This window comes from Burkholderia multivorans ATCC BAA-247, assembly GCF_000959525.1.
Lineage (GTDB): Bacteria > Pseudomonadota > Gammaproteobacteria > Burkholderiales > Burkholderiaceae > Burkholderia > Burkholderia multivorans.
Genome location: NZ_CP009831.1, coordinates 315,003 through 338,747, shown reverse-complemented (window position 1 = coordinate 338,747; position 23,745 = coordinate 315,003). Strand labels below are relative to the sequence as shown.

Below are 23,745 nucleotides of genomic sequence, written 5' to 3'. Positions count from 1 at the left end.
ATGATCACGACAGGAAAGGATGACGATGTCGGATGCGGATCGTCGCAGCGGGCGGCGCGGCGGCGAAGCCCGAAGCCGTCCGCCGGCCGCGCCGAACGCTACCGTTGCGGCGCGTTCGCTTCCGCGGCTTCTTCGCCGCCGCGATCGCCGACGAGCCGCAACGTCGTCGCGCGCACGCCCGATCGCGCGATTTCCGCGGGCGTCGCGCCGAGCACGCGGTTCATCCAGTTCGCCATATGGCTCTGATGCGCAAAGCCGGCTTCGAGCGCGATCTGACTGAGGGTGAGCCGCCCTTCGAGCAGCAGCGCCTTCGCGCGCTCGACGCGCCGGCGCACCACGTACTGATGCACGGGCATCCCGATCGTCTCGCGAAACAGCACCTTGAAGTGCGGCACGCTGATCGACACGAGCGCCGCGAGTTCGGTCAGTGTCAGACGACGGTCCAGATGCGCGTCGACATAGTCGATGACACGTGCGGCCGCCTGCGGCGACAGCATCCGGCGCCGCTCGCGAAACTGCGGCTGCGCATCGACCAGCCGCGCGACGAGCGCAGTGCACAGGCTCTCCGCGTACAGCGGATCCGACGCATCTTCCGCTTCGAGTTCAGCCGCCATGGCCCACGCGATGTGCTGTAGCCGCGGATCGCGCACCTGCATCCGGCGGCGGATCTGCGCGCGCGACGGCGTCAGTTCGAGCTGCTCGGCCGTGCGGCGCACGAATGCGTCGTCGAGCGTGATGTGCAGGATCCGGCAGTCGGCGCTGTCCGTCCACCGGCCGGGCAGCCCGGCCGGAATCACGTCGATGTCGCCGTGCGCCTGAATGCGCGACATGCGCTGACCGTCGCACGCGCAATCAGCGCGCACCGGTGCGCCGACATGCACGCCGATCCGGTGATGATCCGCCGCCGGAATCCGGTACGTGCCCGCGCGAATGCCGAGCAGCGCGGCGCCGAAACCGCGCCAGCCGCGGCCGCGGCTCGAGCGCAGGTTGACCGGCACGCCGTCGTCCGGCGCTGCCGTGTGGATCGGGTCGCTCATGGCGGCTCTCCCGGGAACGGATGTCGATCGCGCATTGTGACGCGTTTTCGGAACGCGTGCCGGCCCTGCACGGCCCGCTCGGCGCGCGCCGAAAAAAATCATCCGTTTCTGCTCGGAGCATCCACGCGTGCGCGCGAGCGCGCGCGGTGCCGCTTACGATCGCGGCATCCGGCATCCGGCATCCGGCATCCGGCATCCAAGGAGAGCGTCATGCGTGAATGTTGCCTGTCCCGCGCCGCCTGTGCGACACGATCGCGCGCCGCCGCGCCGCGCATCGGCGGCCCGCTTGCGGGGATCGGTAAATGGTGTGCGCGCGTCGTCGGCTGGCATCGGCTCGAACGGCTGCTTGCATCGATCCCCGATAGCAACGACGACTTCGGCCTCGGCTGACACGGAACCCGCGCCGCCGCCCGCCCGTCATTTGCGTCGCCGCTCGTGCGACGCGCTCGTCGCGCCGTCGATCACCGGCGCGCCCTGCCGGATCAGGAAATCGCGGAACAGCCCTGTCACCTGCGAGATGCGGCGATCGGCAACCGTGACCACGTACCACTCGCGCTCGATCGGGTTGCCCGGAAACGGCAACTGCTTGAGCAGCCCCGTACGCAGTTCGAGCGCGCATGCATGCAGCGACAGGAACGCGACGCCGAGGCCCGCCTCGGCCATCTGCTTGATCGCTTCGTTGCTCGACAGTTCGGAGCCCACATGGAAGCGGTAGCCGGAGGTCTTGAACAGGCTCTCGACCGTCGAGCGCGTGCCCGCGCCACGCTCGCGCACGAGCAGGTGCGCCGATTCGAGATCCTTCAGCGCGACGCGCTTGCGCTGCATCAGCGGATGATCGGGCGACGCGACGAACACCATCGGATGCTTCGCGAATTCGACCGCATGCGTGCGCAGCTCCTTCGGTGCGCTGCCCATCACCGCGAGATCGATTTCATGCGTCGCGAGCATCCGGATGATGTCGTCGCGGTTGCCGACCTTGAAGTACGTCTTCACGTGCGGCCGCGTCGCAGTGAATTTCACGAGCAACGGCGGAATCAGGTATTCAGCCGTCGTGATCGCGCCGATCCGCAGCGTGCCGCCTAGATCGCCGGTCAGCGCGGCGACTTCGTCGCCGGCTTCGCTCCACAGATGCAGGATCTCGCGTGCATAGCGCGCGACGATCTCGCCGGCCGCCGTCAGCTGCACACCGCGCCCCACGCGCTGCAGCAAGGCGGCGCCGACCGCCTCCTCGAGCAGCCGCACCTGCAGCGACACGGCCGGCTGCGTGAGGTTCAGTTCTTCGGCCGCGCGCGACACGCTGCCGAGCCGCGCAATCATGTCGAGCGCCTTCAGCTGCCGGAACGTCGCGGTCTTTCCTATAAGTGAATACATATGAGTCGCTTATAAACATTGAATTGTTCGATGGGTTGCCAAACTATATCGTCGGTTCCTGAGCAATGTCATCCCGATATTCATCATCGGCAGGAGCCCGAACATGGACAACACCACGCCTCTCGTTGCCGCGCCCGCCGCACCGCGTGTGCCGCGCATCGTCATCGTCGGCGGCGGCGCCGGCGGCCTGCATCTCGCGACGCGCCTCGGCGACACGATCGGCCGCCGCGGCCACGCCGAAGTCGTACTCGTCGACCGCTATCCGACGCACTTCTGGAAGCCGCTGCTGCACGAAGCGGCATCGGGCCATCGCGATCCGGCGTCGCACACGATCGAATATGCGGCGCAGGCGAAGCGGCACGGCTTCCGCTTCGTGCAGGGCGCGCTGCAACGCGTCGATCGCGCGGTGCGCATCGCGACGATCGGCGCGGTGCACGACGCGGACGGCACCGAAATCCTGCCGGCGCGCACGCTCGCCTACGACGATCTGGTGCTCGCGGTCGGCAGCGTGACGAACTTCTTCGGCGTGCCGGGCGCGGCGCGCCATGCACTGCCGCTCGAAAACCTCGATCAGGCCGAAGACTTCCGCCGCAAGTTTCTCGCGGCCTGCACGAAGGCGAACCATCGCGCCGAGCAGCAGCCGGCGCAGCCTGCCGCGCCGGTCAGCATCAGCGTGATCGGCGCGGGCGCGACGGGCGTCGAACTCGCGGCCGCGCTGTGTCACGCGGTCCAGCAGCTGACGACGTATCGGTTCAAGGCGCTCGACGCCGCGCGCGACGTGCGTATCCGTCTGATCGAAGGCGCGCCGCGCATTCTGCCGGCGCTCGATGCACGGCTGTCGGACAAGATGCACGCGCAGCTGCGCGCGCTGAACGTCGACGTGCTGACCGATACGCGCGTCGCCGAAGTCGGCGCCGATGCGGTGACGATCGCGAGCGGCGAACGGCTCGCGAGCGACATCACGATCTGGGCCGCCGGCGTCGCGGGGCCCGCGATCCTGCGCGAACTCGACGGCATCGCACTCAACCGGTCGAATCAGGTGATCGTTACCGATACGCTGCAAACGCCCGACGATCCGCACGTGTACGCGTTCGGCGACTGCGCCGCGTGTCCGTCGAACGGCGCAAGCGGCTGTCTGCCGCCGCGCGCGCAGGTTGCGCATCAGCAGGCCGTCTATCTGAGCCAGGCATTCGCGCGCCGCATCGCCGGCAAGCCGGTCGCCGGCTTCACGTTCCGCGATGCCGGCACGGTCGTGTCGCTCGGACATGCAGGCGCCGTCTATCAGGCCGAACTCGGCGTGCGCTCGCGTTCGCTGATCGTCGACGGGCTCGCCGCGATCGGGCTGTACAAGTTCCTGTATCGCAAGCACCTGTTCAGCGTGTACGGCATCAAGCGCGCACTGTTCCAGTCGCTGAGCCACTGGCTGCAAAGCCGCAATCAGCCGTCGATCAAGCTGCACTGAGGCGCCGACGTGCGCGATGCGAAAAAAGCGGCGTACCGCGACTGTCGCACGGTACGCCGCCTTTTTTTCGCATGGCGAATTCCCCACCCCGTTGCCATGCACGATTCGCGTGCATCACATTGAACCCCGTCAATGCGATGCACGACGCGGTCGCACACGCGATTCGGCCGCATGGCACGCGGGCATTGCGTTTGCCCGGCATTCATTAGCCGAACCCTATGAGTCGGGTAAAAAGATTAATTGGTTGGGCGTTTCGGTTCGACGCTAAGGTGTTCGGCATTCCCGTCAGCGAACGGACCGTCACGTCTCTGGAGAGGAATCATCGTGGTCATCGAAGCCATCGTCACCCGACTCGACGCCGCATTCGAACAAATCGAAGCGACACCCGATTCGCGCGAAGCGCGTCATCAGCGCGATGCCATCATCCAGTGGCTCGACAGTGCATCGGAGCACGGCTATCGGCTCGGGCTCGTCACGACGCTACCGGCCGCGCGACTCAGCGACATGTTCGAAGGTCAGTTCGGGCGTGCGAATCTCGACCGCTTCTCGGTCGTGGTCAGCGACGCGGATCAGCCCGATCGCGCCGCGAACCAGCATCCGTTCGACGTCGCGCTGCAGGCGCTCGGCGTGCCGCCCGAGCGTGCCGCCGCCCTCGCGAGCAGCGAACCGGAACGCCGCGAAGCCGAGAATTTCGGGCTGTCGCATTGCATGCGCATCACCGACACCGTGCGCGCGATCGCGCCGGCCGGCGTGCACTGAGCACGCCGCCGAGGTCGGTCGTCACGCGGCGTGCACGCCGCACCGACTCCGCTTCATCCCGCCATCAGGACGACGCGCCGCCGTGCGCAGCAGCAGGTGCGGCCGCGTCCGTCGACGTCGCGTTTTGTACCATCGCGACACCCAAGCCGAGATTCAACACGGCGATGACGACCGCGGCCGCGATTGCGGTCCAGCGCATCGCCGGACGCGTGACGAACTCGCCCATGATGTCGCGGCGCGCGGTGAAGTAGACGAGCGCGGCCATCGGCACCGGCAGCACGAACGACAGCACGACCTGACTGATCAGCAACGCCTGCGTCGCGTCGACACCGAGCCCGACGACGATGAAGGCGGGCACCATCGTCACGAGCCGCCGCAGCCACACCGGCATCCGGAAGCCGACGAAGCCCTGCATGATCATCTGTCCGGCGAGCGTGCCAACCGCCGAACTTGAAATGCCGGAGCTCATCAGCGACACGAGAAAGAATGCGGCGGCCGTCGTGCCGAGCAGCGGCGTCAGCGTGTGATACGCGGTCTCGATCTCCGCGACGTCGCTGAAGCCCGCATGAAACGCGGCGCTCGCCATGATCACCATCGCCATGTTGATCGCGCCGGCCAGCGACAGCGCGACGATCACCTCGAGGTTCGAATAGCGCACCAGCAGCCGGCGCTGCGCCGCATCGAGCCCCGGCACGCGGCGCTGCGTGAGCCCCGAGTGCAGATAAAGCGCGTGCGGCATCACCGTCGCGCCGACGATCCCGACCGACACGAGCAGCGCGTCGCCGCGCGGCATCTGCGGCATGACCGCGTGCATCGCGACCTGCGCCCAGTCCACCGGCGCGATAAACATCTCCGCGAGATAGCAGAGCCCGATCAGGCCGACCAGCGCGCCGACCATGATCTCCATCGGCCGAAAACCGTTCCGGTCCAACAGCAGGATCGCGTACGTGACGACTGCGACGACGAACATCCCGACGATCAGCGGCAGCTCGAACAGCAGCGCGAGCGCGATCGCGCCGCCGAGGAATTCCGCGAGATCGGTCGCCATCGCCGCCAGTTCGCTGACGATCCACATCGCATAGACGATCGGCCGCGGGAAATGCTCGGCGCACAGCTCCGCGAGGTTGCGGCCCGTCACGATGCCGAGCTTCGCCGACAGCGACTGAAACAGCATCGCGATCACGTTCGCGAGCAGCACGACCCACAGCAGCGCATAGCCGAACTGCGCGCCCGCACGAATGTTGGTCGCGAAATTGCCGGGGTCCATATACGCGACCGACGCGATCACGGCCGGCCCCGCGAACAGGAACAACGTGCCGGGGCCGCGCCGCCTGCCGGCGAACACGTCGCGGATGCCCGACGCAGTGCGCTCGGTCAGTGGATTACGGCCGACAGTCGACATCGTCCCTCCTGCAGGAATGGGTGGCGGCACGCGGCGGCCGCGAACGGGCACTGACGATGCGCCGGAAATGCAAGGCACTTGAAAAATCCGCCGCGGAAGGCATGACAGCGCGACGACGTAGCGACGGCAGTGCCGCGCGGCGCGCATCGACGGGCGTCGTAAAGCAGCGGCATTCGTCCCCCTTCGCGACTTCCGCCCGCGACGCACCGTGCGCCGCGCTCCGATACGGTTCGGCAGCGGTGACGACTGCTGCCCGAGCCCGCGTCGGCGCATCGTTGTCACGCGAGCATTCCGTATGCCCGCTCGCAACGGGACCGCTTCGTGCTGCATCGGCGTCGCGAAACGCGTGGACCACTCACACGGAGATGCCATGTTCATTCACAACACCCGACTGCAGTACACGGTGCGTGTCGACGCACCGAACCCCGGTCTCGCCAATCTGCTGCTCGAACAGTTCGGCGGGCCGCAGGGCGAACTCGCCGCCGCGATGCGCTACTTCACGCAGGCGATCACCGAGGAAGATCCGGGCCGCAAGGACATGCTGTTCGACATCGCGACCGAAGAGCTGAGCCACCTCGAAGTGATCGGCTCGCTCGTCGCGATGCTGAACCGCGGCGCGAAGGGCGAACTGGCGGAAGCGGTCGACGAGCAGGCCGAGCTGTACCGCAAGCTGAACGGCGCGGGCAACGACAGCCACGTGACGCAGCTGCTGTACGGCGCCGGCTCGCCGCTGACGAACTCGGGCGCGGTGCCGTGGAGCGCCGCGTACATCGACACGATCGGCGAGCCGACGGCCGACCTGCGCTCGAACATCGCGGCCGAGGCGCGCGCGAAGATCATCTACGAACGGCTGATCAACGTGACCGACGATCCGAACGTGCGCGACGCGCTCGGCTTTCTGATGACGCGCGAGGTCTCGCACCAGAAGTCGTTCGAGAAGGCGCTGTATGCGATCGATGCGAACTTCCCGCCCGGCAAGCTGCCGCCGATGGAGCCGTACGATCGCGTGTACTTCCGGATGCAGCCGGACGCCGAACCGCTGATCGGACCGTGGAACCACGGCGGCGATCTGGAAGTGCGGCCGGCCGAGCCGGCGGTGGACGGCGGCACCGGCATCGCGGAAGGCATGCTCGAAGCGCAGCAGGCCGAGGCGATCGACGCGCTCGCGCAGCGACTGCGTTCGGACCCGAACTGCGACCCGACGACCGGTGCCGAGCTCGGCGCCGGTGCGCCGGTCGAGCAGTCGCCGGACGCCGACAAGCCCGAGCGCAGCTGACACGTGCACCGGGCGGACGGGCCGCGCGTGCGGCCGTCCGCCGGCACGCGGCGCGGAGCCCTCCGTCATGGTGATCCATCACCTGAACTGCATCTCGACGTGCCCGCTCTGCGGGCGCCTGATGAACGGCAGTCGGCACGGCATCTTCGAACGCGGCTCGCTCGCATGCCACTGCGTATTGATCGAGACGCGCGATTCGCTGGTGCTCGTCGATACCGGCTTCGGCTTGCGCGACGTCGCCGATCCGCGCTCGCGTCTCAGCCGGTTCTTTCTCGGGCTCGTGAGTCCCGCGTTTCGCGAGGAAATGACCGCGATCCGGCAGATCGAACGGCTCGGCTACGATCCGCGCGACGTCCGCCATATCGTGCTGAGCCATCTCGACTTCGATCACGCGGGCGGCCTCGACGATTTTCCCGAGGCGACCGTGCATCTGCTCGAAACCGAGCGCGCGTATGCGGCCGCGCAGCGCACCTGGATGGACCGACAGCGCTTCCGTCCGCAGCAGTGGTCGACGTCCGGCAAGTGGCGCACGTATCCGGACGGCGGCGAGACCTGGCAGGGCTTCGCGGGCGTGAAGGCGCTCGCGGGCCTGCCGCCGTCGATTCTGCTCGTCCCGCTGCGCGGCCATACGCTCGGGCATGCCGGCATTGCGATCGAAACCGCGCACGGCTGGCTGCTGAACGCGGCCGACGCGTACTTCGACGCGCGCGAGATGAACGCGAATCCGCAATGCCATGTCGGCTTGCGGATGTATCAGTGGATGCTGGAGAAGGACCGCCGCGCGCGGCTCGCGAATCAGGCTGCGTTGCGCGCGCTCGCGCAGCGCCGCAACGGCGTGCTGGTGTTCAGCAGTCACGATCCGTCCGAGTTCGAACGGCTCGCGGATCGCGCGGCGGACGTGCCGGCCGGCGTACCCGCGTCGCGGCACGACGTGTGAAGTATCGGTACGACGTGAGGCGAAAAAAAACGGCGCAGCGCGGGTGTGACGCCGCGTGCGCCGAACGGGAGCCGCGCCGGCCGGCGACAGGCCGGCGGGCCGAGACCGGGCGGTAGGACCGCCGCTCAGTAGTCGAGGGCGGGCGACGGCGCCGGCGCCGCGCTTTCGTCCTTCGGCGCGTCGGCGACGGTCGCGTCCGTCGTCAGGATCAGGCCGGCGATCGACGCGGCGTTCTGCAGCGCGGTGCGCGTGACCTTGGTCGGATCGACGACGCCCGCTTCGACGAGATCGCCATACTCGCCGGTCGCCGCGTTGTAGCCGAAGTTGCCCTTGCCTTCGAGCACCTTCGCGATCACGACCGACGGCTCTTCGCCCGCGTTCGACACGATCACGCGCAGCGGCGCTTCGAGCGCGCGCAGCACAATCCGGATGCCGGCGTCCTGGTCGGCATTCGCGCCCTTGATGTCGGCGAGCGCCGCGCGTGCGCGCAGCAGCGCGACGCCGCCGCCCGGCACGATCCCTTCCTCGACGGCCGCGCGCGTCGCATGCAGCGCATCGTCGACGCGATCCTTCTTTTCCTTCATTTCGACTTCGGTGGCCGCGCCGACCTTGATCACCGCGACGCCGCCCGCGAGCTTCGCGACGCGCTCCTGCAGCTTCTCGCGATCGTAGTCGCTCGTCGCTTCGTCGATCTGCACGCGGATTGCCTTCACGCGCGCGTCGATGCGCGCCGGATCGCCCGCGCCGTCGATGATGATCGTGTCGTCCTTGCGCACCTCGACGCGCTTCGCGCGGCCGAGATCCTCGAGCGTAGCCTTCTCGAGCTGCTTGCCGGTTTCCTCGGAGATCACGGTCGCGCCGGTGAGGATCGCGATGTCCTCGAGCATCGCCTTGCGGCGATCGCCGAAGCCCGGCGCCTTCACCGCGGCGACCTTCAGGATGCCGCGCATCGCGTTGACGACGAGCGTCGCGAGCGCTTCGCCGTCGACGTCCTCGGCGACGATCAGCAGCGGCTTGCCGGCCTTCGATGCGGCCTCGAGGATCGGCAGCAGATCGCGGATGCTCGAGATCTTCTTGTCATGCAGCAGGATCAGCGGGTCGTCGAGATAGGCGGCCTGCTTCTCCGGATCGTTGATAAAGTACGGGCTCACGTAGCCGCGATCGAACTGCATCCCTTCGACGACTTCGAGCTCGTTCTCGAGCGACTTGCCGTCCTCGACGGTGATCACGCCTTCCTTGCCGACGCGCTCCATCGCGTCCGCGATGATCTTGCCGATCGCTTCGTCCGAGTTCGCCGAGATCGCGCCGACCTGCGCGATTTCCTTGTTCGTCGCGATCGGACGCGACAGCTTGCGCAGCTCGTCGAGCACCGCGCCGACCGCCTTGTCGATGCCGCGCTTCAGGTCCATCGGGTTGATGCCGGCCGCGACGTGCTTCATCCCTTCCTGCACGATCGCCTGCGCGAGCACGGTCGCGGTCGTCGTACCGTCGCCGGCGACGTCGGCCGTCTTCGACGCGACCTGCTTGACCACCTGCGCGCCCATGTTCTCGAAGCGGTCCTTCAGCTCGATTTCCTTCGCGACCGACACGCCGTCCTTCGTGATCGTCGGCGCGCCGAAGCTGCGCTCGATCAGTACGTTGCGGCCCTTCGGGCCCAGCGTCACCTTCACCGCATCGGCGAGTACGTTCACGCCCTTCACGATCCGGCTACGCGCGCCGTCGTGGAACTTCACGTCTTTTGCTGCCATGTTGTTGCTCCGGATAATGTTGTTGTACGAAATGCCGCGCGCTCCGGCTGCGCGCCGTGCGCCGCGGTCGAATCGGGGGATCAGGCCGCCTTGCGTGCGGCGGACGCTTCAGGTTCGAGTACGCCCATCACGTCCTCTTCGCGCATCACGAGCAGTTCCTCGCCGTCCACCTTCACGGTCTGGCCTGCATATTTGCCGAAGAGAACCTGGTCGCCGACCTTCAATTGCAGCGGGCGCTGCGAGCCGTCCTGGAGCAGCCGGCCGCTGCCGACTGCGATGACTTCGCCCTGCTCGGGCTTTTCCGCGGCGGAGTCGGGAATCACGATGCCCGAGGCCGTCGTCCGCTGCTGTTCGATTCGCTTGACGATAACCCGGTCGTAGAGGGGACGAATCTGCATTTTCATCTCCTGAGCGATGAGATCACCAAAAGGAATCCGACCGCGCACGCGGGCGCGCATGGCTCGCGTGCGGTCGTGCCGTCGATTGGCGGAAAGCGAAATAGTGGCGCCCGCCGCGCGCTTCAAGAGGCCGACGAATCGCGAATACGTAACAAAATGTTTCAGCGCAGCAGGATGCCGCGGACGTCGCCGAGGCGGTACACGGTGCGCGCCGCGCGGGCCACGCGACGCGGGCGCGGCACGATCGGCCGCGGCGCGATCGGACACGGCGGGCGGCGGCCGCCGTCGGCGTCGAGCGTGTCGTCGCGCTCGTCGAGCGCACGCCACAACCCGCCCTTCACGGGCCGGAACATCCACCGCAGGTAGCCCTTGCGCGCGGCCAGCTGCATCAGCTCGCCGCGATCGGGCGCGCCGTCGACGAGATGGTGCTCGGCCGGTGCGCCGCTGTCGTAGTCGCCGAATGCCTGGCGGCACGCGAGCGCTTCGGATGCCGGCGCGCCGATCTCGGTGCACGCGCGCCGCTCGATGCGTTCGAGCTCCCATGCGCCGAGCCGCCACGCGGCGTCGAGCAGCATCGCGTCGACCGCTTCGAACGCGTGCCACGCGCTGCCGATCTGGATCGCGCAGCCCGGCACGGGGCGCGGCGGTATCGCGATGCCCGGCAACTCGAGCGGCGTTTCGCGACGAAAGCCGTGCCAGTGCAGGATCGCGATCAGCGGCGTGTTCACGCGTGCCGCCGCCGTCACGGTCACCGCGTACAGCGGCAGCCGCATCGCGTCCATCTGCTCTTCCACGATGTCGAATAGATCCATGAAGCCTCCGTATGTGCTGGGTCGAAGAGCCTCTTGAAATTTGCGCTTGCCGATCTATTTTAGGTGTCGCTCGAGGCAGCCGCTGTTTGCGCGCTGCGTGTTTCGATCGGTGTGTCGACGAAGCGGTCGCGGACGGACGAACGGTCACGCGTCGTCCGGTTGCCGTTCGACGCGCGGCTCGATCGGAAGCCCGCGACGAGCCACGCCCGCCCTCTTCGCGTCGCAAGCCGACGCATCGTTCCTGCGCCGACGGCCGTGCGGCGCGCGCCCTCGCGCGTGCCGCGCTCGCGCCACGCGCCGAACGCAGCCCGATCGAACCGCGCACGTCGCTGCACCGCGCGCCGCCGCGTTCATTCCCGACGATCGAACCCGAGAGACGAACATGCTCAGCCCTCACGAATTCGCGACACTGATGCTGGTCCGTCATGCGCCCGATCAGCTCGATATGACCCGCGCCGAACTCGACACGTTGCTGGAACGCCAGCTCGTGATGCTCGAACATGCCGCCGGCGGTACGCGGCGCGCGCATCTGACCGCGCGCGGCCGCTCGCTGCTGGATGCGTTCGATCCGACGCCGCCGGCGCCCGCCCGCCGACGTCCGCCGCAGCTCGAAGTCAACGTGGCCGACGATGCGCCGCCGCCGCACGCACGCATCGCCGCGAACCCGGCCAACGACGGCGTATCGGAAAGCAGCGCCTGAGCGCGCCGCGCGCGCCGCAGGTACGGGCATAGGCACGCGGCAATATTTCCTTCAACGACTCAATTTCCAGGTCGTACCGTTTATTACAAATTGTTATTCCGTAATCGTGCGGTGCGTCTTATACTGCGAACGCGCCGTCCTCGTGCCAAGAGAAGGTGCTTTCGCCCCGGCCGCACAGCGATGCGGCCGGGGTATTTTTCGGCCTGCGGCCCGAGACGATACGCGTCCACCGGGCCCGCCTCGCCGAGCAAGCGCTCCAGGCACGTGAACGACCGCAACCGCGAGCCGCATTGCCCGGACCAGGCATGCCGCATGCTCGCGATCGGCCCATTCGACCGGTTCATTTGCCACCATGCGCACAACAACAAAGGCGACTGCGGGGATACCGGCGCCGACCGCGGGCGCGAAGCCCGTCTTCCAGCGTAGTGCCGTCTGGTTGCGGCTTGCATTCTCCGCCGTCGTGACCGTGTGCGTGCTCGTGCCCGCCGGTGCATTCGTGCTGGCCGAGCGTTATGCGGGCGACGCCGTCGCGCGGCACGAAGGCCTCGTGGCCGGCGACATCGCCGCGTCGGTCGATCGCATCCTCAACAGCCTGCGCTCGCGCCACGCGGACGCGCTCCCGCCGCTCGTCGGCCGGCCCTGCAGACAGATCTTCGCGCCGCTCGCGGAAGCCGAGACGCGGCTGCGCTATCTGCGCGCGATCGCGCTCGTCAACGGCGGGCGGCTGACCTGTTCGTCCGCGCTCGGCGCGATCGATGCGCCGCTCGACGCCTACGTGCGCGCACCGGCCGCCACGCCGGCCGCGGACGGCACGCGCATCACGCTGCTGCCCGAGACGCCGTATCAGCGCGGCATCCCCGTGCTCGCCGCGTTTCGCGCGACCGCGCGCGACGCCGGCGTGCTCTATCTGATCGAAGGCGACTACGTCGCCGACGCGCTCGCGCACAGCGGCAGCTACGGCGCCGAAAGCGCGACGCTCTCGATCGCGGGCGCGGGCCGCCTCGACCATCGCGGCCGCTTCGTCCCTGCATCGCGCGCCGTGCGGCCACGCGGCACCGCGATCGCGTCGCGCGCCTGGCCGTTCACGGTGTCGGTCGTTGCGTCTGCGCAGTACGTGTCGCAAGTCGAGCGCCGCTATCGGCTGCTGTTCGGCACGATCGCGCTGCTCGTCGACGCGCTCGTCGTCGCCGCCTACCTGATCGCGACGGCGCCGCGCCGGCTGCTGCTGAAGGCCGTCGGCGATGCACTGCGGCGCAACGAATTCCACGTCGTGTATCAGCCGGTCGTCGAGATCGAAACGCGCCGGACCGTCGGCGTCGAAGCGCTGCTGCGCTGGCATCACCCGAAGTGGGGGGCCATCAGCCCGACCGCGTTCGTGCCGCAGCTCGAGTCGAGCGCCGTGCTGCCGCGCGTGACCGAATACGTGCTGCGCACGGCCGTATCGGAGCTGACCGCGCTCGCACCCGCGATGCCGCTGCGCATCGCGATCAACGTCGCGCCGAAGGATCTCGAGCGCCCGCGCTTCATGTCGATCGTCGACGAGGCGATCCGGCGCCTGCCGCCGGGCTTCACGCTGGTTCTCGAAGTGACCGAGCGCGTGCTGCTCGAGAAAAATCCGCGGACGACCGCGATGTTCGCCGCGCTGCGCGCGAAGGGCGTGAAGTTCGCGATCGACGACTTCGGCACGCAGCACAGCAATCTTGACATGCTGACGCGCTTCCCGTTCGACTACGTGAAGATCGACCGCCAGTTCGTCGCGCAGCTCGACGGCGGCAGCGCGCGCCTGATCGAGGGCATCGCGGCGGTCGCGCACCACTACGGACTGAAGATCGTCGCGGAAGGCGTCGAAACGGAAGAGCAGCATCGCGCGCTGCATGCGGTCGGCATTCAGTATGCGCAGGGCTACCTCTATCAGCGGCCGCAACGCGCCGAGCATCTCAAGGACGGCCTCGTGCCCGCGCCGGCCTGAGCGGCGCATCGCGCACCGCGGCGCGCGGCACGGCATGCGGCATGCCGCGTGCGCAGGCGCTACAATCCGCCGCCTGGGCATCCATCGCGAGCGTGCGTTTTGACGGAGTTCGAGCAGGGTTTCATCCTCACCCGACACTGGCGTGACACGTCGGCCGGCGTCGAGGTCGAGTTCTGGCTGGCGACCGAACACGGGCCGCGCCGCGTGCGGCTGCGTCCGCAAGAAGCGGTCGCGTTCGTGCCCGCCGAACAGCAGCCGCTCGCCGAACGCGTACTCGCCGGCGAGCGCGACGCCGAGCTGCGCCCGCTCGCGCTGCGCGATTTCCGGCAGCGCGCGGTGGTCGGCCTGTACTGCCGACGCTACCGGCACCTCACCGCGCTGCAGAAGCGGCTCGCGGCAGCCGGCGTCGACGTCTACGAAGCCGACGTACAGCCGCCCGACCGCTACACGATGGAGCGCTTCATCACCGCACCGGTGCGGTTTCGCGGCCGGCACGGCGATGCGCGCACGCTCGTCGACGCGGAACTGAAAGCCGCGACCGACTATCGCCCCGCGCTGCGCTGCGTGTCGCTCGACATCGAAACGAGCGTCCACGGCGATCTCTATTCGATCGCGCTCGAAGGCTGCGGACAACGACAGGTGTTCATGCTCGGGCCGCCGAACGGCGACGCGGCCCAAGCGCGCGATTTCGATCTCGACTACTGCGACGACCGCGCGACGATGCTCGCGCGCCTCAACGACTGGTTCGACGCGCACGATCCCGACGCGATCATCGGCTGGAACCTCGTGCAGTTCGATCTGCGCGTGCTGCATGCGCATGCGGAGCAGCTCGGCGTGCCGCTGAAGCTCGGCCGCGGCGGCAGCGTGCTCGACTGGCGCGCGCACGGGCAGCAGCCCGATCATTTCTTCGCGGGCGCGGCCGGCCGGCTGATCCTCGACGGCATCGACATGCTGAAGTCCGCGACGTGGAGCTTCCCGTCGTTCAGCCTCGAATACGTCGCGCAGCAACTGCTCGGCGAAGGCAAGTCGATCGACAACCCGTATCAGCGGATGGACGAAATCCAGCGCCGCTTCGATCACGACAAGCCGGCGCTGGCGCGCTACAACCTGAAGGACTGCGAGCTGGTCACGCGCATTTTCGCGAAGGCCGACCTGCTGTCGTTCGCGCTCGAACGCGCGACGGTCACCGGGCTCGCGGCCGATCGCACCGGCGGCTCGGTCGCCGCGTTCACGCATCTGTATCTGCCGCGCATGCATCGGCTCGGCTACGTCGCGCCGAATCTCGGCGACGTGACCGGGCAGAACAGTCCCGGCGGCTTCGTGATGGATTCGCGGCCCGGCCTGTACGACTCGGTGCTCGTCTTCGACTACAAGAGCCTGTATCCGTCGATCATCCGCACGTTCCTGATCGATCCGGTCGGACTCATCGAGGGGCTCGCGCATCCCGACGACGACGCGTCGGTGCCCGGCTTTCTCGGCGCGCGCTTCTCGCGTACCGCGCACTGTCTGCCCGACATCGTGCGGCGCGTGTGGGAAGGCCGCGACGACGCGAAGCGCCAGCGCAACGCGCCGCTCTCGCAGGCGTTGAAGATCATCATGAACTCGTTCTACGGCGTGCTCGGCTCGACCGGCTGCCGGTTCTTCGATCCGCGTCTCGCGTCGTCGATCACGATGCGCGGCCACGAGATCATGCATCGCACGCGCGAACTGATCGAGGCGCAGGGCTTCGACGTCATCTACGGCGATACCGATTCGACCTTCGTCTGGCTCGGCCGCGCGCACGACGACGACGAAGCCGCGCGCAAGGGCCGTGCACTCGTCGCGCACGTGAACGGCTGGTGGCGCACGCACCTGCGCGAACGCTTCGGGCTCGACAGCGCGCTCGAGCTGCAATACGAACGGCATTACCGCCGCTTCCTGATGCCGACCGTGCGCGGTGCGGAAGAAGGCAGCAAGAAGCGCTATGCGGGACTCGCGGCCGCGGCCGACGGCAGCGAAGACCTCGTGTTCAAGGGACTCGAAACGGTCCGGACCGACTGGACGCCGCTCGCGCAGCAGTTCCAGCGCGAGCTGTATCGTCGCGTGTTCCGGCGCGAGCCCTATCGGGACTTCATCCGCGACTACGTGCAGCGCACGCTCGCCGGCGAATTCGACGCGCTGCTCGTCTATCGGAAGCGCGTGCGCCGGCCGCTGCGGGAATATCAGCGCAACGTGCCGCCGCACGTGCGCGCGGCGCGGATCGCCGACGAATTCAATCAGGCCAACGGCCGGCCGCTTCAATATCAGCGCGGCGGGTGGATCAGCTACGTGATGACGACGGCCGGGCCCGAGCCGCTCGAAGCGACGCACGCGCCGATCGACTACGGGTTCTATGTGAGCCGGCAGCTGCAGCCCGTCGCCGATGCGATCCTGCCGTTTCTGCGCGACGATTTCGAACGCGTCGTGTCGGGACAAGGGCAGCTGTTTCTCGAATGAACGCGCATCCGGCCAGCTAGAATAGCGACCTGCTGCGCGTTCCGCCGCAGCCGGAGGACACCAACATGACCGCACGTCGCGGCACCGCGGTCGCCATCGCACCCGGTTACGAAAGCACTCGCCTGTCGAAAGCCCGCAAAACGTTCAATGCGCTCGTCGAGCAAATCGACAAGCGACGCGAACGTCTCGCTGCGTGGGAAGCCGTGATGCCGGCGTTCCAGAAAAAGTTCGTCGACGGATTGCTGCCGCTCGAACGGACGTCGACCGCGCTGCGGACCAGGCTCGTCCATTTGCTCGACGACGCCTTTCTGAAAAAAGGACTGAGCAAGGCCGAGCAACGCATCCTTTCGGGGTTGATCGCCGACATGGCGCGCGATCTGCTCGACGTCAGCGACGACGCGCAGTTGAGCGTCATCTATAACCGGCACGGTGGGTCCGGCATCGACAGCGACGCGACGACCGATCGCCGCACGACGAACACGAAGCCGGAACCGACGCCGGGCGACGAGCCGATCGACGACCTCGACACGCTGTCGCCCGAAGAACTCGCCGCGCGCATACAGGCCGAACTCGACGAACAGTTCGAGCGCGACATGGCCAGCCACGCGGCCCGCGAAGCGCAGCGCGCCAAGCGCAGGAAAGCGCCGCGGCCATCCGCCGCGCAGGCGAAACGCGAAGCCGAGCAGGCGGCATCGAGCCGGTCCATCCGCGAGATCTATCGCAAGCTCGCCAGCGCGCTGCATCCCGATCGCGAAACGGATCCGCGCGAGCAGGCACGCAAGACCGTGCTGATGCAGCGCGTCAACGACGCTTATGCGAAAGGCAAGCTGCTGCAACTGCTCGAACTGCAGCTGGAGATCGAGCAGATCGATCAGCACGCGATCGACAGCTTCGGTGAAGAGCGGCTGGCGCGCTACAACGGCATCCTCGAGGAACAGCTGCGCGAGCTGGATCAGGAAATCCAGCACGTCGAAGCCGATTTCCGGCGCACCTACGGGATCGCGTCGTCGGTCAAGCTCGCGCCCGATACCGTCATGCGCGTGCTCGCGCGAGACATGGCCAGCGTGCAGCGCGGCATTCACGAGCTGAACGTGGCACTGCGGGCGTTCGCGGATCTCGACCACGTCAAGGACTGGCTGAAGGACGTGAAGCGCGGGCATCGGTTCGACCACTAGTCGTGGCGAGCGCGAATGCGCTGCGGTTTACCCGCGCATTCGACGTGCCGAGCGCCGCCGCAGCCTCCGCCTTCGCCTTCGCTTCCGCAGTCCCACCGGTCGGCAGAGCGCCGCGATTGCCTGACGTTTCCTGCCGACGAACCGCGCCTTAGCCGCTCCCGCGCGCACCCGCCGCGCCGCGCGCATCAGACGATATCGCGCATCAACTCCGCGAGCCGCTCGCGCAGCCACCGGTTCGCCTGATCCTGGTCCGCGCTGCGATGCCAGTAGCAGAAGTATTCGAGGCCCGGCATCTCGAACGGCAGTTCGAGAATGCGTGCCGGATAGCGCTGCAGCAGCCGCAGCGGCGCGGTCAGCGCGAGATCGCCGCGCATCGCGATCAGCGGCGCGACCATGTAGTGCTGCACACGCATCTGGATGTTCCGGCGCAGCCCGAGCCGCGTCAGCTCCGCATCGACGTGTCCGCTGCCCTTGCGGCGGCTCGACACGTGGATGTGCCCCATCGCGAGATAGTCGTCCATCGTCAGCGTGTCGCCCTTGAACGGGTGACCGTCGCGGATCATGCACGCATAGCGGTCGCGCACGAGCGACGCCTGATGCAGATGCGGATCGCCGAGCAGCGGCGCGTCGATCGCGATGTCGACGGTGCCGTTCGCGAGCGCGGTCGCAATCTCGCGGCGATCCATCGTGTAGCTGCGCACGTGCATGCCGGGCGCCTGCCGCTGCAGCAGTTCGCCGAGCGCGGGCAGCAGCAGCGCTTCGGTCAGGTCGCTCATGCTCAGCCGGAACACGCGCTCCGACGACGCCGGATCGAACACGTCGCCTTCATGCACGCTCGAATCGAGCAGCTGCAACGCCTCGCGCACGCGCCCGACGATGTTTTCCGCGAACGGCGTCGGCATCATTCCGGCCGGCGTGCTGACGAACAGCGGATCGTTCAGCGTCTTGCGCATCCGCGCGAGCGCATTGCTGACGGCAGGCTGCGTGAGGTTCAGCAGTTCGGCCGCACGCGTCAGGTTGCGCTTGTTGTAGATCGCGTCGAATACGACGAACAGGTTCAGATCAATCTTCGATAGGCGCATCGCGAAGCCTCCTCGCCGGCATCTTACGGCGCGCGCCGCCCGTTCGTCCATGTTCGTTCCCGCGGCGGCGCCGACGTGCGCGGCGCCGCCTGCGACGCTCAGCCGCGCGGCGGCGGCGTCAGGTACGGCGCACTCGCGCCGGGCACCGCTTGCTTGAGCTCCATCCGCGCGATCGACTGCAGATGCACTTCGTCCGGACCGTCGGCGAAGCGCAGCGCGCGGCCCCACGTCCAGTGATCGGCGAGCGGCGTGTCGGGGCTCAGCCCGGCCGCGCCGAACAGCTGCATCGCGCGGTCGCACACGTTCGTATGGACGGTCGGCACGAGCGCCTTGATCATCGAGATCTCCTTGCGCGCGGCCTTCGCGCCGACCTTGTCGATCATCCACGCGGCCTTCAGCACGAGCAGCCGCGCCTGGTCGATCTCGATGCGCGAGCGCGCGATCCACTCGCCGACCGTGCCGTGCCGGTTCAGCGGCTTGCCGAACGCTTCGCGCGCCTGCGCGCGGTCGATCATCAGTTCGAGCGCGAGCTCCGCCGCGCCGATCGAACGCATGCAGTGGTGGATGCGGCCCGGCCCGAGGCGCGCCTGCGCGAGCGCGAAACCGCTGCCTTCCTCGCCAAGCAGGTTGCGCGCGGGCACGCGCACGTTGTCGAACGTGATCTCGCAATGCCCTTCCGGTGCGTAGTGATTGACGACCGTGATGTTGCGCACGACCGTCACGCCCGGCGTATCGCGCGGCACGAGGATCATGCTCTGCTGGCGATGCGATTCGGCCGCGGGATCGGTCTTGCCCATCACGATGAAAATCGTGCAGTTCGGATGCGCGGCGTTCGTGATGAACCACTTGCGGCCGTTGATCACGTAGTCGTCGCCGTCGCGCACGATGCGCGTCGTGATGTTCGTCGCATCGGACGACGCGACGTCGGGCTCCGTCATCGCGAACGCCGAGCGGAGCTCGCCGCGCAGCAGCGGCAGCAGCCATTGCTCGCGCTGCTCGGGCGTCGCGAACATGTGCAGCAGCTCCATGTTGCCGGTGTCCGGCGCATTGCAGTTGAACACCTCGGACGCCCAGCCGACGCGCCCCATGATTTCGGCGAGCGGCGCGTACTCGAGGTTCGTCAGGCGCGTTCCCGGTTCGTCGTCCTTCAGATGCGGCAGGAACAGGTTCCACAGCCCTTCGGCCTTCGCGCGCGCCTTCAGGTCTTCCATGAACGACACCGGATACTGCCCCGCATGCACTTCGTCGTTCCATTGACGAATGCGCGGCACGATGTGCGCGTCCATGAATGCGCGCACGCGTTCGCGCAGTTCTTCCACTTTCGGGGTGTAGCCAAAGTCCATGATCGACTCCTCGAGATTCGGTGCTGCGTTCGGTTCAGAAGGCCGAGACACCGCCGTCGACGGCGACGGCCTGCCCGGTCAGATAGGTGTTTTCCTTCGCGCACAGCGACAGCATCGTCGCGACGATTTCTTCCGGGCGGCCGAGCCGCTTCATCGGCGAGCCCTGTGCGAGAAAGTCCTGCCGGTCGCCGATATCGCTGTCGGTAACCATCGGCGTCGTGCTGTAGAACGGGCACACCGCGTTCACGCGGATGCCGTGGCGCGCGTATTCGAGCGCGGCCGTTTTCGTGAGCCCGACCACCGCATGTTTCGACGCCGCATACGCGGCCAGCTTCGGCGCGCCGCCAAGCCCGGCCATCGACGCGACGTTCAGGATCACGCCTTCGCGCTGCGCGAGCATCTGCCGGATCTGATGCTTCATGCCGAAGAACACGCCCTTCGCGTTGACCGCGAAGCTCAGGTCGAGATCGGCTTCGTCGGTGTCGATCAGCGCCTTCATCGGGGGCGCGATGCCCGCGTTGTTCACGCCGACGTCGAGCCGCCCATAGCGCGCGACCGCCGCCTGCACGAGCGCGGCGACGTCGGCTTCGATGCGCACGTCGCAGCGCTGCGCGATCACGTCCGCGCCGGCCGCACGCAGCGGCGCGGCCACGCGCTCGAGCGCGTCCGCGTTCAGATCGCCGAGCGCGAGCCGCGCGCCCATCGCGGCCAGTTCGCTCGCAAGCCGCGCGCCGAAACCGCTCGCGGCGCCGGTGATCATCACCGCCTGACCGGCATAGCTGTCGATCTTCATCGCGCGCTCAGATCGTCAGCCCGCCGTCGACGACGATGCACTCGCCGTTCGTATAGCTCGCCGCGTCGGAGACCAGATACAGCACGGTGCCCGCCATCTCGCGCGGCTCGGCGTGGCGGCGCAGCGGGATCTTTGCTTTCCACGTCTCGTAGATGTCCTTGTCCTCGAACAGCGCGCCGGCGAACTTCGTCTTCGTGAGGCCCGGCAGCAGCGCGTTCACGCGGATGCCGAACGGCCCGCATTCCTTCGCGAACGCTTTCGTCATGTTGACGACCGCGGCCTTCGTGATCGAGTAGATGCCCTGCCGGTCGCCCGGCTGCAGTGCGTTCACCGACGCCGTGTTGACGATCGCACCGCCGCCCTGCGCCTTCATCATCTTGCCGGCCTCGACCGACATGAAGAAGTAGCCGCGGACGTTCACGTCGACCGTCTTCTCGTAGGCGGCGAGATCGGTATCGAGGATGTGCCCGAAATACGGGTTCGCGGCGGCGTTGTTCACGAGGATGTCGAGACGGCCGTGCTTGTTGCGGATCTGCTCGAACGTCGCGGCGATGTCCTCCATGCGCCCGACGTGGCACGTGAGCGCTTCTGCGCGGCCGCCCGCCGCGACGATCGCGTCGGCCACCGCGCGACAGTCGTCGAGCTTGCGGCTCGACACGATCACGTGCGCGCCCTGCTGCGCGAGCAGCTTCGCGATTTCCTCGCCGATGCCGCGGCTTGCGCCGGTCACCAGCGCGATCTTGCCGGTCAGGTCGAACAGGTTCGTTGCCATTGTCTTTCGCTCCTCCATTGAATGTCGTCAGGTCGTTGCGCGGCTCAGCGATGCGCGTCGATCACGCGGACCGCCTGCTCCGCGAGCCGCCCCGCCATCGCGCCGACGCGCAGCGCCTGCTCGTTCGACGCGTTGCCCTGCAGCGCGCGCGCCTTCACGCCCTGCGCGATGGCCGCGAGCCGGAAGAAGCTGAACGCGAGATAGAAATGCCAGTCGCGAATCGGCTCGATCCCGCGCAGCGCGCAGTAGCGCGCGACGATCTGCGCTTCGTCCGGCACGCCGAGCGCCGCGCGGTCCTGGCCCGCGAGCCCCGGAATATGGCCGTCCGCGGGCAGACGCAGGCACATGCAGAAATACGCGAGATCGGCGAGCGGATTGCCGAGCGTCGACAGTTCCCAATCGAGCACGGCCTTCACGCGATAGTCGTCGCGTTCGAACATCAGGTTGTCGAGCCGGAAATCGCCGTGAACGAGCGCGGGGCGGCCGGTATCGTCCGGGCAGGCGCGCGGCAGCCAGTCGATCAGCATCTCCATCGCGTCGAGGCGCTCCGTTTCCGCCGCCCGATACTGCTTCGTCCACACGCCGATCTGGCGTTCGAAATAGTTGCCGGGGCGGCCGTAGTCGCCGAGGCCGACCGCGTCGACGTCGACGTCGTGCAGCGCGGCCATCGTCCGCAGCACCGCGTCGTAGCAGGTTGAGCGATCGGCCTGCGCCAGTTCCGGCAGCGCCGGATTCCAGAAGATGCGGCCGTCCTCGTAGCTCATCACGTAGAACAGGCTGCCGATCACGTCGCGGTCCTCGCACAAGTGATACGGCCGCGCGACCGGTACCGCGGTGCGCGACAGCGCGCTCAGCACGCGGAACTCGCGGTCGACGGCGTGCGCGGACTTCAGCAGTTCGCCCGGCGGCTGCCGACGCAGCACGTAGCGGCCGCTCTTCGCGGTCAGCAGAAAGGTCGGGTTCGACTGGCCGCCGGCAAACTTCTCCGCGTCGACGGGCCCTTCGAAGCCCGGAACATGCCGTTCGAGATAACGCGCAAGGCGGCCAACGTCGAGTTGCTGGGTGGTGTTCGTCATCGTCGCGATCGTTCGTGAGTGCGTGTTCGGATCAGCCATAGGTCCGGAACGACTGTCGCTCCGGATCCTCCAGATGCGGGATCCCGTTGAACGACGCCAGATGGAACGCTTCGGCGTTGAAGAAAAACTGCGAAAGACTGCTGTTGCGGATCTGCAGGTTCAGCGCGATCGCGCTCGCGGGCGGCGCGGTCAGCACCTGCTGGATCGTCACCGCGATCGGCCCGCCGGAACTGACCGCGAGCACGCGCTTGCCGCCCGACTGCCGGATCGCCGCGCGCGCATCGGCCACGCGTTGCTGGAAGTGCGCCCAGCTTTCCGGCGCCGCCGGGCCGAGCCGGTCTTCCGTCCACAGCTGCAGCACCTGCTTGAACGCGCGGAAATGCTCGTGCATCGAGCCGGCCGCAAGCCGCGCGATCTCCGGGTAATCGCTGGCCGCCGCCGCGAACAGTCCGTGGAAGTCGTACTCGTTCAGGCCCGGATGGCGCTCGACCGGCATGTCGTCGCGCGCCATGCCGCGCAGGATCGCGTCGACCGTCTGCGCATGCCGCGTCATCGTCCCGCAGATCACGCGATCGAACGGCGCATGCCCGCGCGCGAAGTATTCGCCGAGCCAAACGCCCTGCTGCACGCCGACGTGGGACAGCCTGTCGTAGTCGTCGGTGCCGAACGACGCCTGCCCGTGCCGCACCAGAAAGAGTTCAGCCATCGCATGTCCCGCAGATCGAAACGGAAGGGCCAGCATAGCGAGCACGCCCGCATTTTCGAAATTTATTTTCTGAATCGTCCTGTATTCACGACGCGAATTGATGCGCGTCGAACGGCATCTTTGTCGTCGCACCCCGCCGAAGCGGCACACGAATTGCGACTGCAGACACTGTCATCTCGAATTCAAAGGAGGGGTGCGATGCTCGGTACGATCCTTATCGTCATACTGATTCTGCTGCTCATCGGAGCATTTCCTACATGGCCTCACAGCCGAAGCTGGGGCTATTGGCCGTCGGGAACGGTCGGGTTAATCGTCATCATCGTCGTGATACTGGTGTTGATGGGTCGTATATGAGCCGGGCGACGCGCATCGCGCGCAAATCGGCGCCTTACGCCGGCGCCGCCCGCGCGCGCCGCTCGCCGAACCGCGTGCGCTGCGAACGGCCCACCATG

21 protein-coding genes and 1 pseudogene are annotated in these 23,745 nt (G+C 67.7%); 10 read left to right on the top strand and 12 right to left on the bottom strand.

From position 1 onward, the window contains the following. Window positions 1–98: 98 nt before the first annotated feature. A complete protein-coding gene (locus NP80_RS03800; RefSeq protein WP_006409393.1) occupies window positions 99–1,037 on the bottom strand; it encodes an AraC family transcriptional regulator in 939 nt (312 codons plus the stop codon). 210 nt (window positions 1,038–1,247) lie between these two features. On the opposite strand from NP80_RS03800, the gene NP80_RS03795 reads away from it, so the two are divergent. After that, on the top strand, window positions 1,248–1,427 hold the full coding sequence (locus NP80_RS03795) for a hypothetical protein (protein ID WP_006409402.1): 180 nt from the start codon (window positions 1,248–1,250) through the stop codon (window positions 1,425–1,427). Between the two features lie 27 nt (window positions 1,428–1,454). Here the strand turns inward: NP80_RS03795 and NP80_RS03790 are convergent, their stop codons facing one another. Next, on the bottom strand, window positions 1,455–2,408 hold the full coding sequence (locus NP80_RS03790; RefSeq protein WP_006404519.1) for a LysR family transcriptional regulator: 954 nt from the start codon (window positions 2,406–2,408) through the stop codon (window positions 1,455–1,457). A gap of 103 nt (window positions 2,409–2,511) precedes the next feature. On the opposite strand from NP80_RS03790, the gene NP80_RS03785 reads away from it, so the two are divergent. Continuing rightward, window positions 2,512–3,870, top strand: coding sequence for an NAD(P)/FAD-dependent oxidoreductase (locus NP80_RS03785; protein WP_006409395.1), 1,359 nt, complete (start codon window positions 2,512–2,514; stop codon window positions 3,868–3,870). 324 nt (window positions 3,871–4,194) lie between these two features. Continuing rightward, a complete protein-coding gene (locus NP80_RS03780) occupies window positions 4,195–4,629 on the top strand; it encodes an HAD family hydrolase (protein ID WP_006409400.1) in 435 nt (144 codons plus the stop codon). Window positions 4,630–4,693: 64 nt separating this feature from the next. Here NP80_RS03780 and NP80_RS03775 read toward each other — a convergent pair whose 3' ends face one another. Next, a complete protein-coding gene (locus NP80_RS03775; protein ID WP_006409410.1) occupies window positions 4,694–6,031 on the bottom strand; it encodes an Nramp family divalent metal transporter in 1,338 nt (445 codons plus the stop codon). A gap of 370 nt (window positions 6,032–6,401) precedes the next feature. On the opposite strand from NP80_RS03775, the gene NP80_RS03770 reads away from it, so the two are divergent. Beyond that, the gene (locus NP80_RS03770; protein WP_045593083.1) at window positions 6,402–7,307 is read left to right on the top strand and encodes a manganese catalase family protein; all 906 of its coding nucleotides are present in this window, start codon (window positions 6,402–6,404) and stop codon (window positions 7,305–7,307) included. A gap of 67 nt (window positions 7,308–7,374) precedes the next feature. After that, on the top strand, window positions 7,375–8,244 hold the full coding sequence (locus NP80_RS03765; RefSeq protein ID WP_006410230.1) for an MBL fold metallo-hydrolase: 870 nt from the start codon (window positions 7,375–7,377) through the stop codon (window positions 8,242–8,244). A 125-nt stretch (window positions 8,245–8,369) separates the two neighbouring features. On the opposite strand, the gene groL is transcribed toward NP80_RS03765, so the two are convergent. From groL to NP80_RS03750, 3 genes are all read right to left on the bottom strand, one after another. After that, a complete protein-coding gene (groL, locus tag NP80_RS03760) occupies window positions 8,370–9,992 on the bottom strand; it encodes a chaperonin GroEL (RefSeq protein ID WP_006397624.1) in 1,623 nt (540 codons plus the stop codon). An 80-nt stretch (window positions 9,993–10,072) separates the two neighbouring features. After that, window positions 10,073–10,390 carry a co-chaperone GroES gene (locus tag NP80_RS03755; RefSeq protein WP_006397623.1) on the bottom strand — a complete coding sequence of 106 codons (318 nt, stop codon included), beginning with the start codon at window positions 10,388–10,390 and terminating at the stop codon, window positions 10,073–10,075. 161 nt (window positions 10,391–10,551) lie between these two features. Continuing rightward, complete coding sequence (locus NP80_RS03750) at window positions 10,552–11,202, bottom strand: hypothetical protein (RefSeq protein ID WP_006397622.1); 651 nt, start codon at window positions 11,200–11,202, stop codon at window positions 10,552–10,554. 382 nt (window positions 11,203–11,584) lie between these two features. Between NP80_RS03750 and NP80_RS03740 the strand changes: the two are divergent. The 4 genes and pseudogenes from NP80_RS03740 to NP80_RS03725 all read left to right on the top strand — a co-directional run. Continuing rightward, window positions 11,585–11,812 (top strand): annotated as a pseudogene (locus NP80_RS03740) (hypothetical protein); the annotation flags it as partial. Between the two features lie 442 nt (window positions 11,813–12,254). Continuing rightward, the gene (locus tag NP80_RS03735; protein ID WP_045593081.1) at window positions 12,255–13,871 is read left to right on the top strand and encodes an EAL domain-containing protein; all 1,617 of its coding nucleotides are present in this window, start codon (window positions 12,255–12,257) and stop codon (window positions 13,869–13,871) included. 99 nt (window positions 13,872–13,970) lie between these two features. Further along, entirely contained in the window at window positions 13,971–16,346 is a 2,376-nt protein-coding gene (locus NP80_RS03730; protein WP_006410232.1) for a DNA polymerase II, read from the top strand. A 65-nt stretch (window positions 16,347–16,411) separates the two neighbouring features. Continuing rightward, on the top strand, window positions 16,412–17,521 hold the full coding sequence (locus tag NP80_RS03725; protein ID WP_006410228.1) for a J domain-containing protein: 1,110 nt from the start codon (window positions 16,412–16,414) through the stop codon (window positions 17,519–17,521). A 185-nt stretch (window positions 17,522–17,706) separates the two neighbouring features. Here NP80_RS03725 and NP80_RS03720 read toward each other — a convergent pair whose 3' ends face one another. The 6 genes from NP80_RS03720 to NP80_RS03695 form a co-directional block, all read right to left on the bottom strand. After that, a complete protein-coding gene (locus NP80_RS03720; RefSeq protein WP_006410226.1) occupies window positions 17,707–18,603 on the bottom strand; it encodes a LysR family transcriptional regulator in 897 nt (298 codons plus the stop codon). A 98-nt stretch (window positions 18,604–18,701) separates the two neighbouring features. Beyond that, a complete protein-coding gene (locus NP80_RS03715) occupies window positions 18,702–19,946 on the bottom strand; it encodes an acyl-CoA dehydrogenase family protein (RefSeq protein WP_006410223.1) in 1,245 nt (414 codons plus the stop codon). 34 nt (window positions 19,947–19,980) lie between these two features. Then, window positions 19,981–20,739: an SDR family NAD(P)-dependent oxidoreductase gene (locus tag NP80_RS03710; RefSeq protein WP_006404546.1), complete on the bottom strand. Its 759-nt coding sequence runs from the start codon at window positions 20,737–20,739 to the stop codon at window positions 19,981–19,983. Between the two features lie 7 nt (window positions 20,740–20,746). Then, entirely contained in the window at window positions 20,747–21,511 is a 765-nt protein-coding gene (locus NP80_RS03705; protein WP_006410227.1) for an SDR family oxidoreductase, read from the bottom strand. 44 nt (window positions 21,512–21,555) lie between these two features. Then, window positions 21,556–22,587, bottom strand: a complete 1,032-nt coding sequence (locus NP80_RS03700) for a phosphotransferase (protein ID WP_006410220.1) — start codon at window positions 22,585–22,587, stop codon at window positions 21,556–21,558. A 31-nt stretch (window positions 22,588–22,618) separates the two neighbouring features. Continuing rightward, window positions 22,619–23,293, bottom strand: a complete 675-nt coding sequence (locus NP80_RS03695; protein WP_035946882.1) for a histidine phosphatase family protein — start codon at window positions 23,291–23,293, stop codon at window positions 22,619–22,621. 198 nt (window positions 23,294–23,491) lie between these two features. Between NP80_RS03695 and NP80_RS28745 the strand changes: the two genes are divergently transcribed. Continuing rightward, the gene (locus NP80_RS28745) at window positions 23,492–23,647 is read left to right on the top strand and encodes a DUF3309 family protein (RefSeq protein ID WP_006404550.1); all 156 of its coding nucleotides are present in this window, start codon (window positions 23,492–23,494) and stop codon (window positions 23,645–23,647) included. Window positions 23,648–23,745: the final 98 nt, after the last annotated feature.

Coding starts and splice junctions, on each gene's coding strand:
- NP80_RS03800 (WP_006409393.1), bottom strand. CDS start 1,037: ATGAGCGACCCGATCCACACGGCAGCGCCGGACGACGGCGTGCCGGTC.
- NP80_RS03795 (WP_006409402.1), top strand. CDS start 1,248: ATGCGTGAATGTTGCCTGTCCCGCGCCGCCTGTGCGACACGATCGCGC.
- NP80_RS03790 (WP_006404519.1), bottom strand. CDS start 2,408: ATGTATTCACTTATAGGAAAGACCGCGACGTTCCGGCAGCTGAAGGCG.
- NP80_RS03785 (WP_006409395.1), top strand. CDS start 2,512: ATGGACAACACCACGCCTCTCGTTGCCGCGCCCGCCGCACCGCGTGTG.
- NP80_RS03775 (WP_006409410.1), bottom strand. CDS start 6,031: ATGTCGACTGTCGGCCGTAATCCACTGACCGAGCGCACTGCGTCGGGC.
- NP80_RS03770 (WP_045593083.1), top strand. CDS start 6,402: ATGTTCATTCACAACACCCGACTGCAGTACACGGTGCGTGTCGACGCA.
- NP80_RS03765 (WP_006410230.1), top strand. CDS start 7,375: ATGGTGATCCATCACCTGAACTGCATCTCGACGTGCCCGCTCTGCGGG.
- groL (WP_006397624.1), bottom strand. CDS start 9,992: ATGGCAGCAAAAGACGTGAAGTTCCACGACGGCGCGCGTAGCCGGATC.
- NP80_RS03755 (WP_006397623.1), bottom strand. CDS start 10,390: ATGCAGATTCGTCCCCTCTACGACCGGGTTATCGTCAAGCGAATCGAA.
- NP80_RS03750 (WP_006397622.1), bottom strand. CDS start 11,202: ATGGATCTATTCGACATCGTGGAAGAGCAGATGGACGCGATGCGGCTG.
- NP80_RS03735 (WP_045593081.1), top strand. CDS start 12,255: ATGCGCACAACAACAAAGGCGACTGCGGGGATACCGGCGCCGACCGCG.
- NP80_RS03725 (WP_006410228.1), top strand. CDS start 16,412: ATGACCGCACGTCGCGGCACCGCGGTCGCCATCGCACCCGGTTACGAA.
- NP80_RS03720 (WP_006410226.1), bottom strand. CDS start 18,603: ATGCGCCTATCGAAGATTGATCTGAACCTGTTCGTCGTATTCGACGCG.
- NP80_RS03715 (WP_006410223.1), bottom strand. CDS start 19,946: ATGGACTTTGGCTACACCCCGAAAGTGGAAGAACTGCGCGAACGCGTG.
- NP80_RS03710 (WP_006404546.1), bottom strand. CDS start 20,739: ATGAAGATCGACAGCTATGCCGGTCAGGCGGTGATGATCACCGGCGCC.
- NP80_RS03705 (WP_006410227.1), bottom strand. CDS start 21,511: ATGGCAACGAACCTGTTCGACCTGACCGGCAAGATCGCGCTGGTGACC.
- NP80_RS03700 (WP_006410220.1), bottom strand. CDS start 22,587: ATGACGAACACCACCCAGCAACTCGACGTTGGCCGCCTTGCGCGTTAT.
- NP80_RS03695 (WP_035946882.1), bottom strand. CDS start 23,293: ATGGCTGAACTCTTTCTGGTGCGGCACGGGCAGGCGTCGTTCGGCACC.
- NP80_RS28745 (WP_006404550.1), top strand. CDS start 23,492: ATGCTCGGTACGATCCTTATCGTCATACTGATTCTGCTGCTCATCGGA.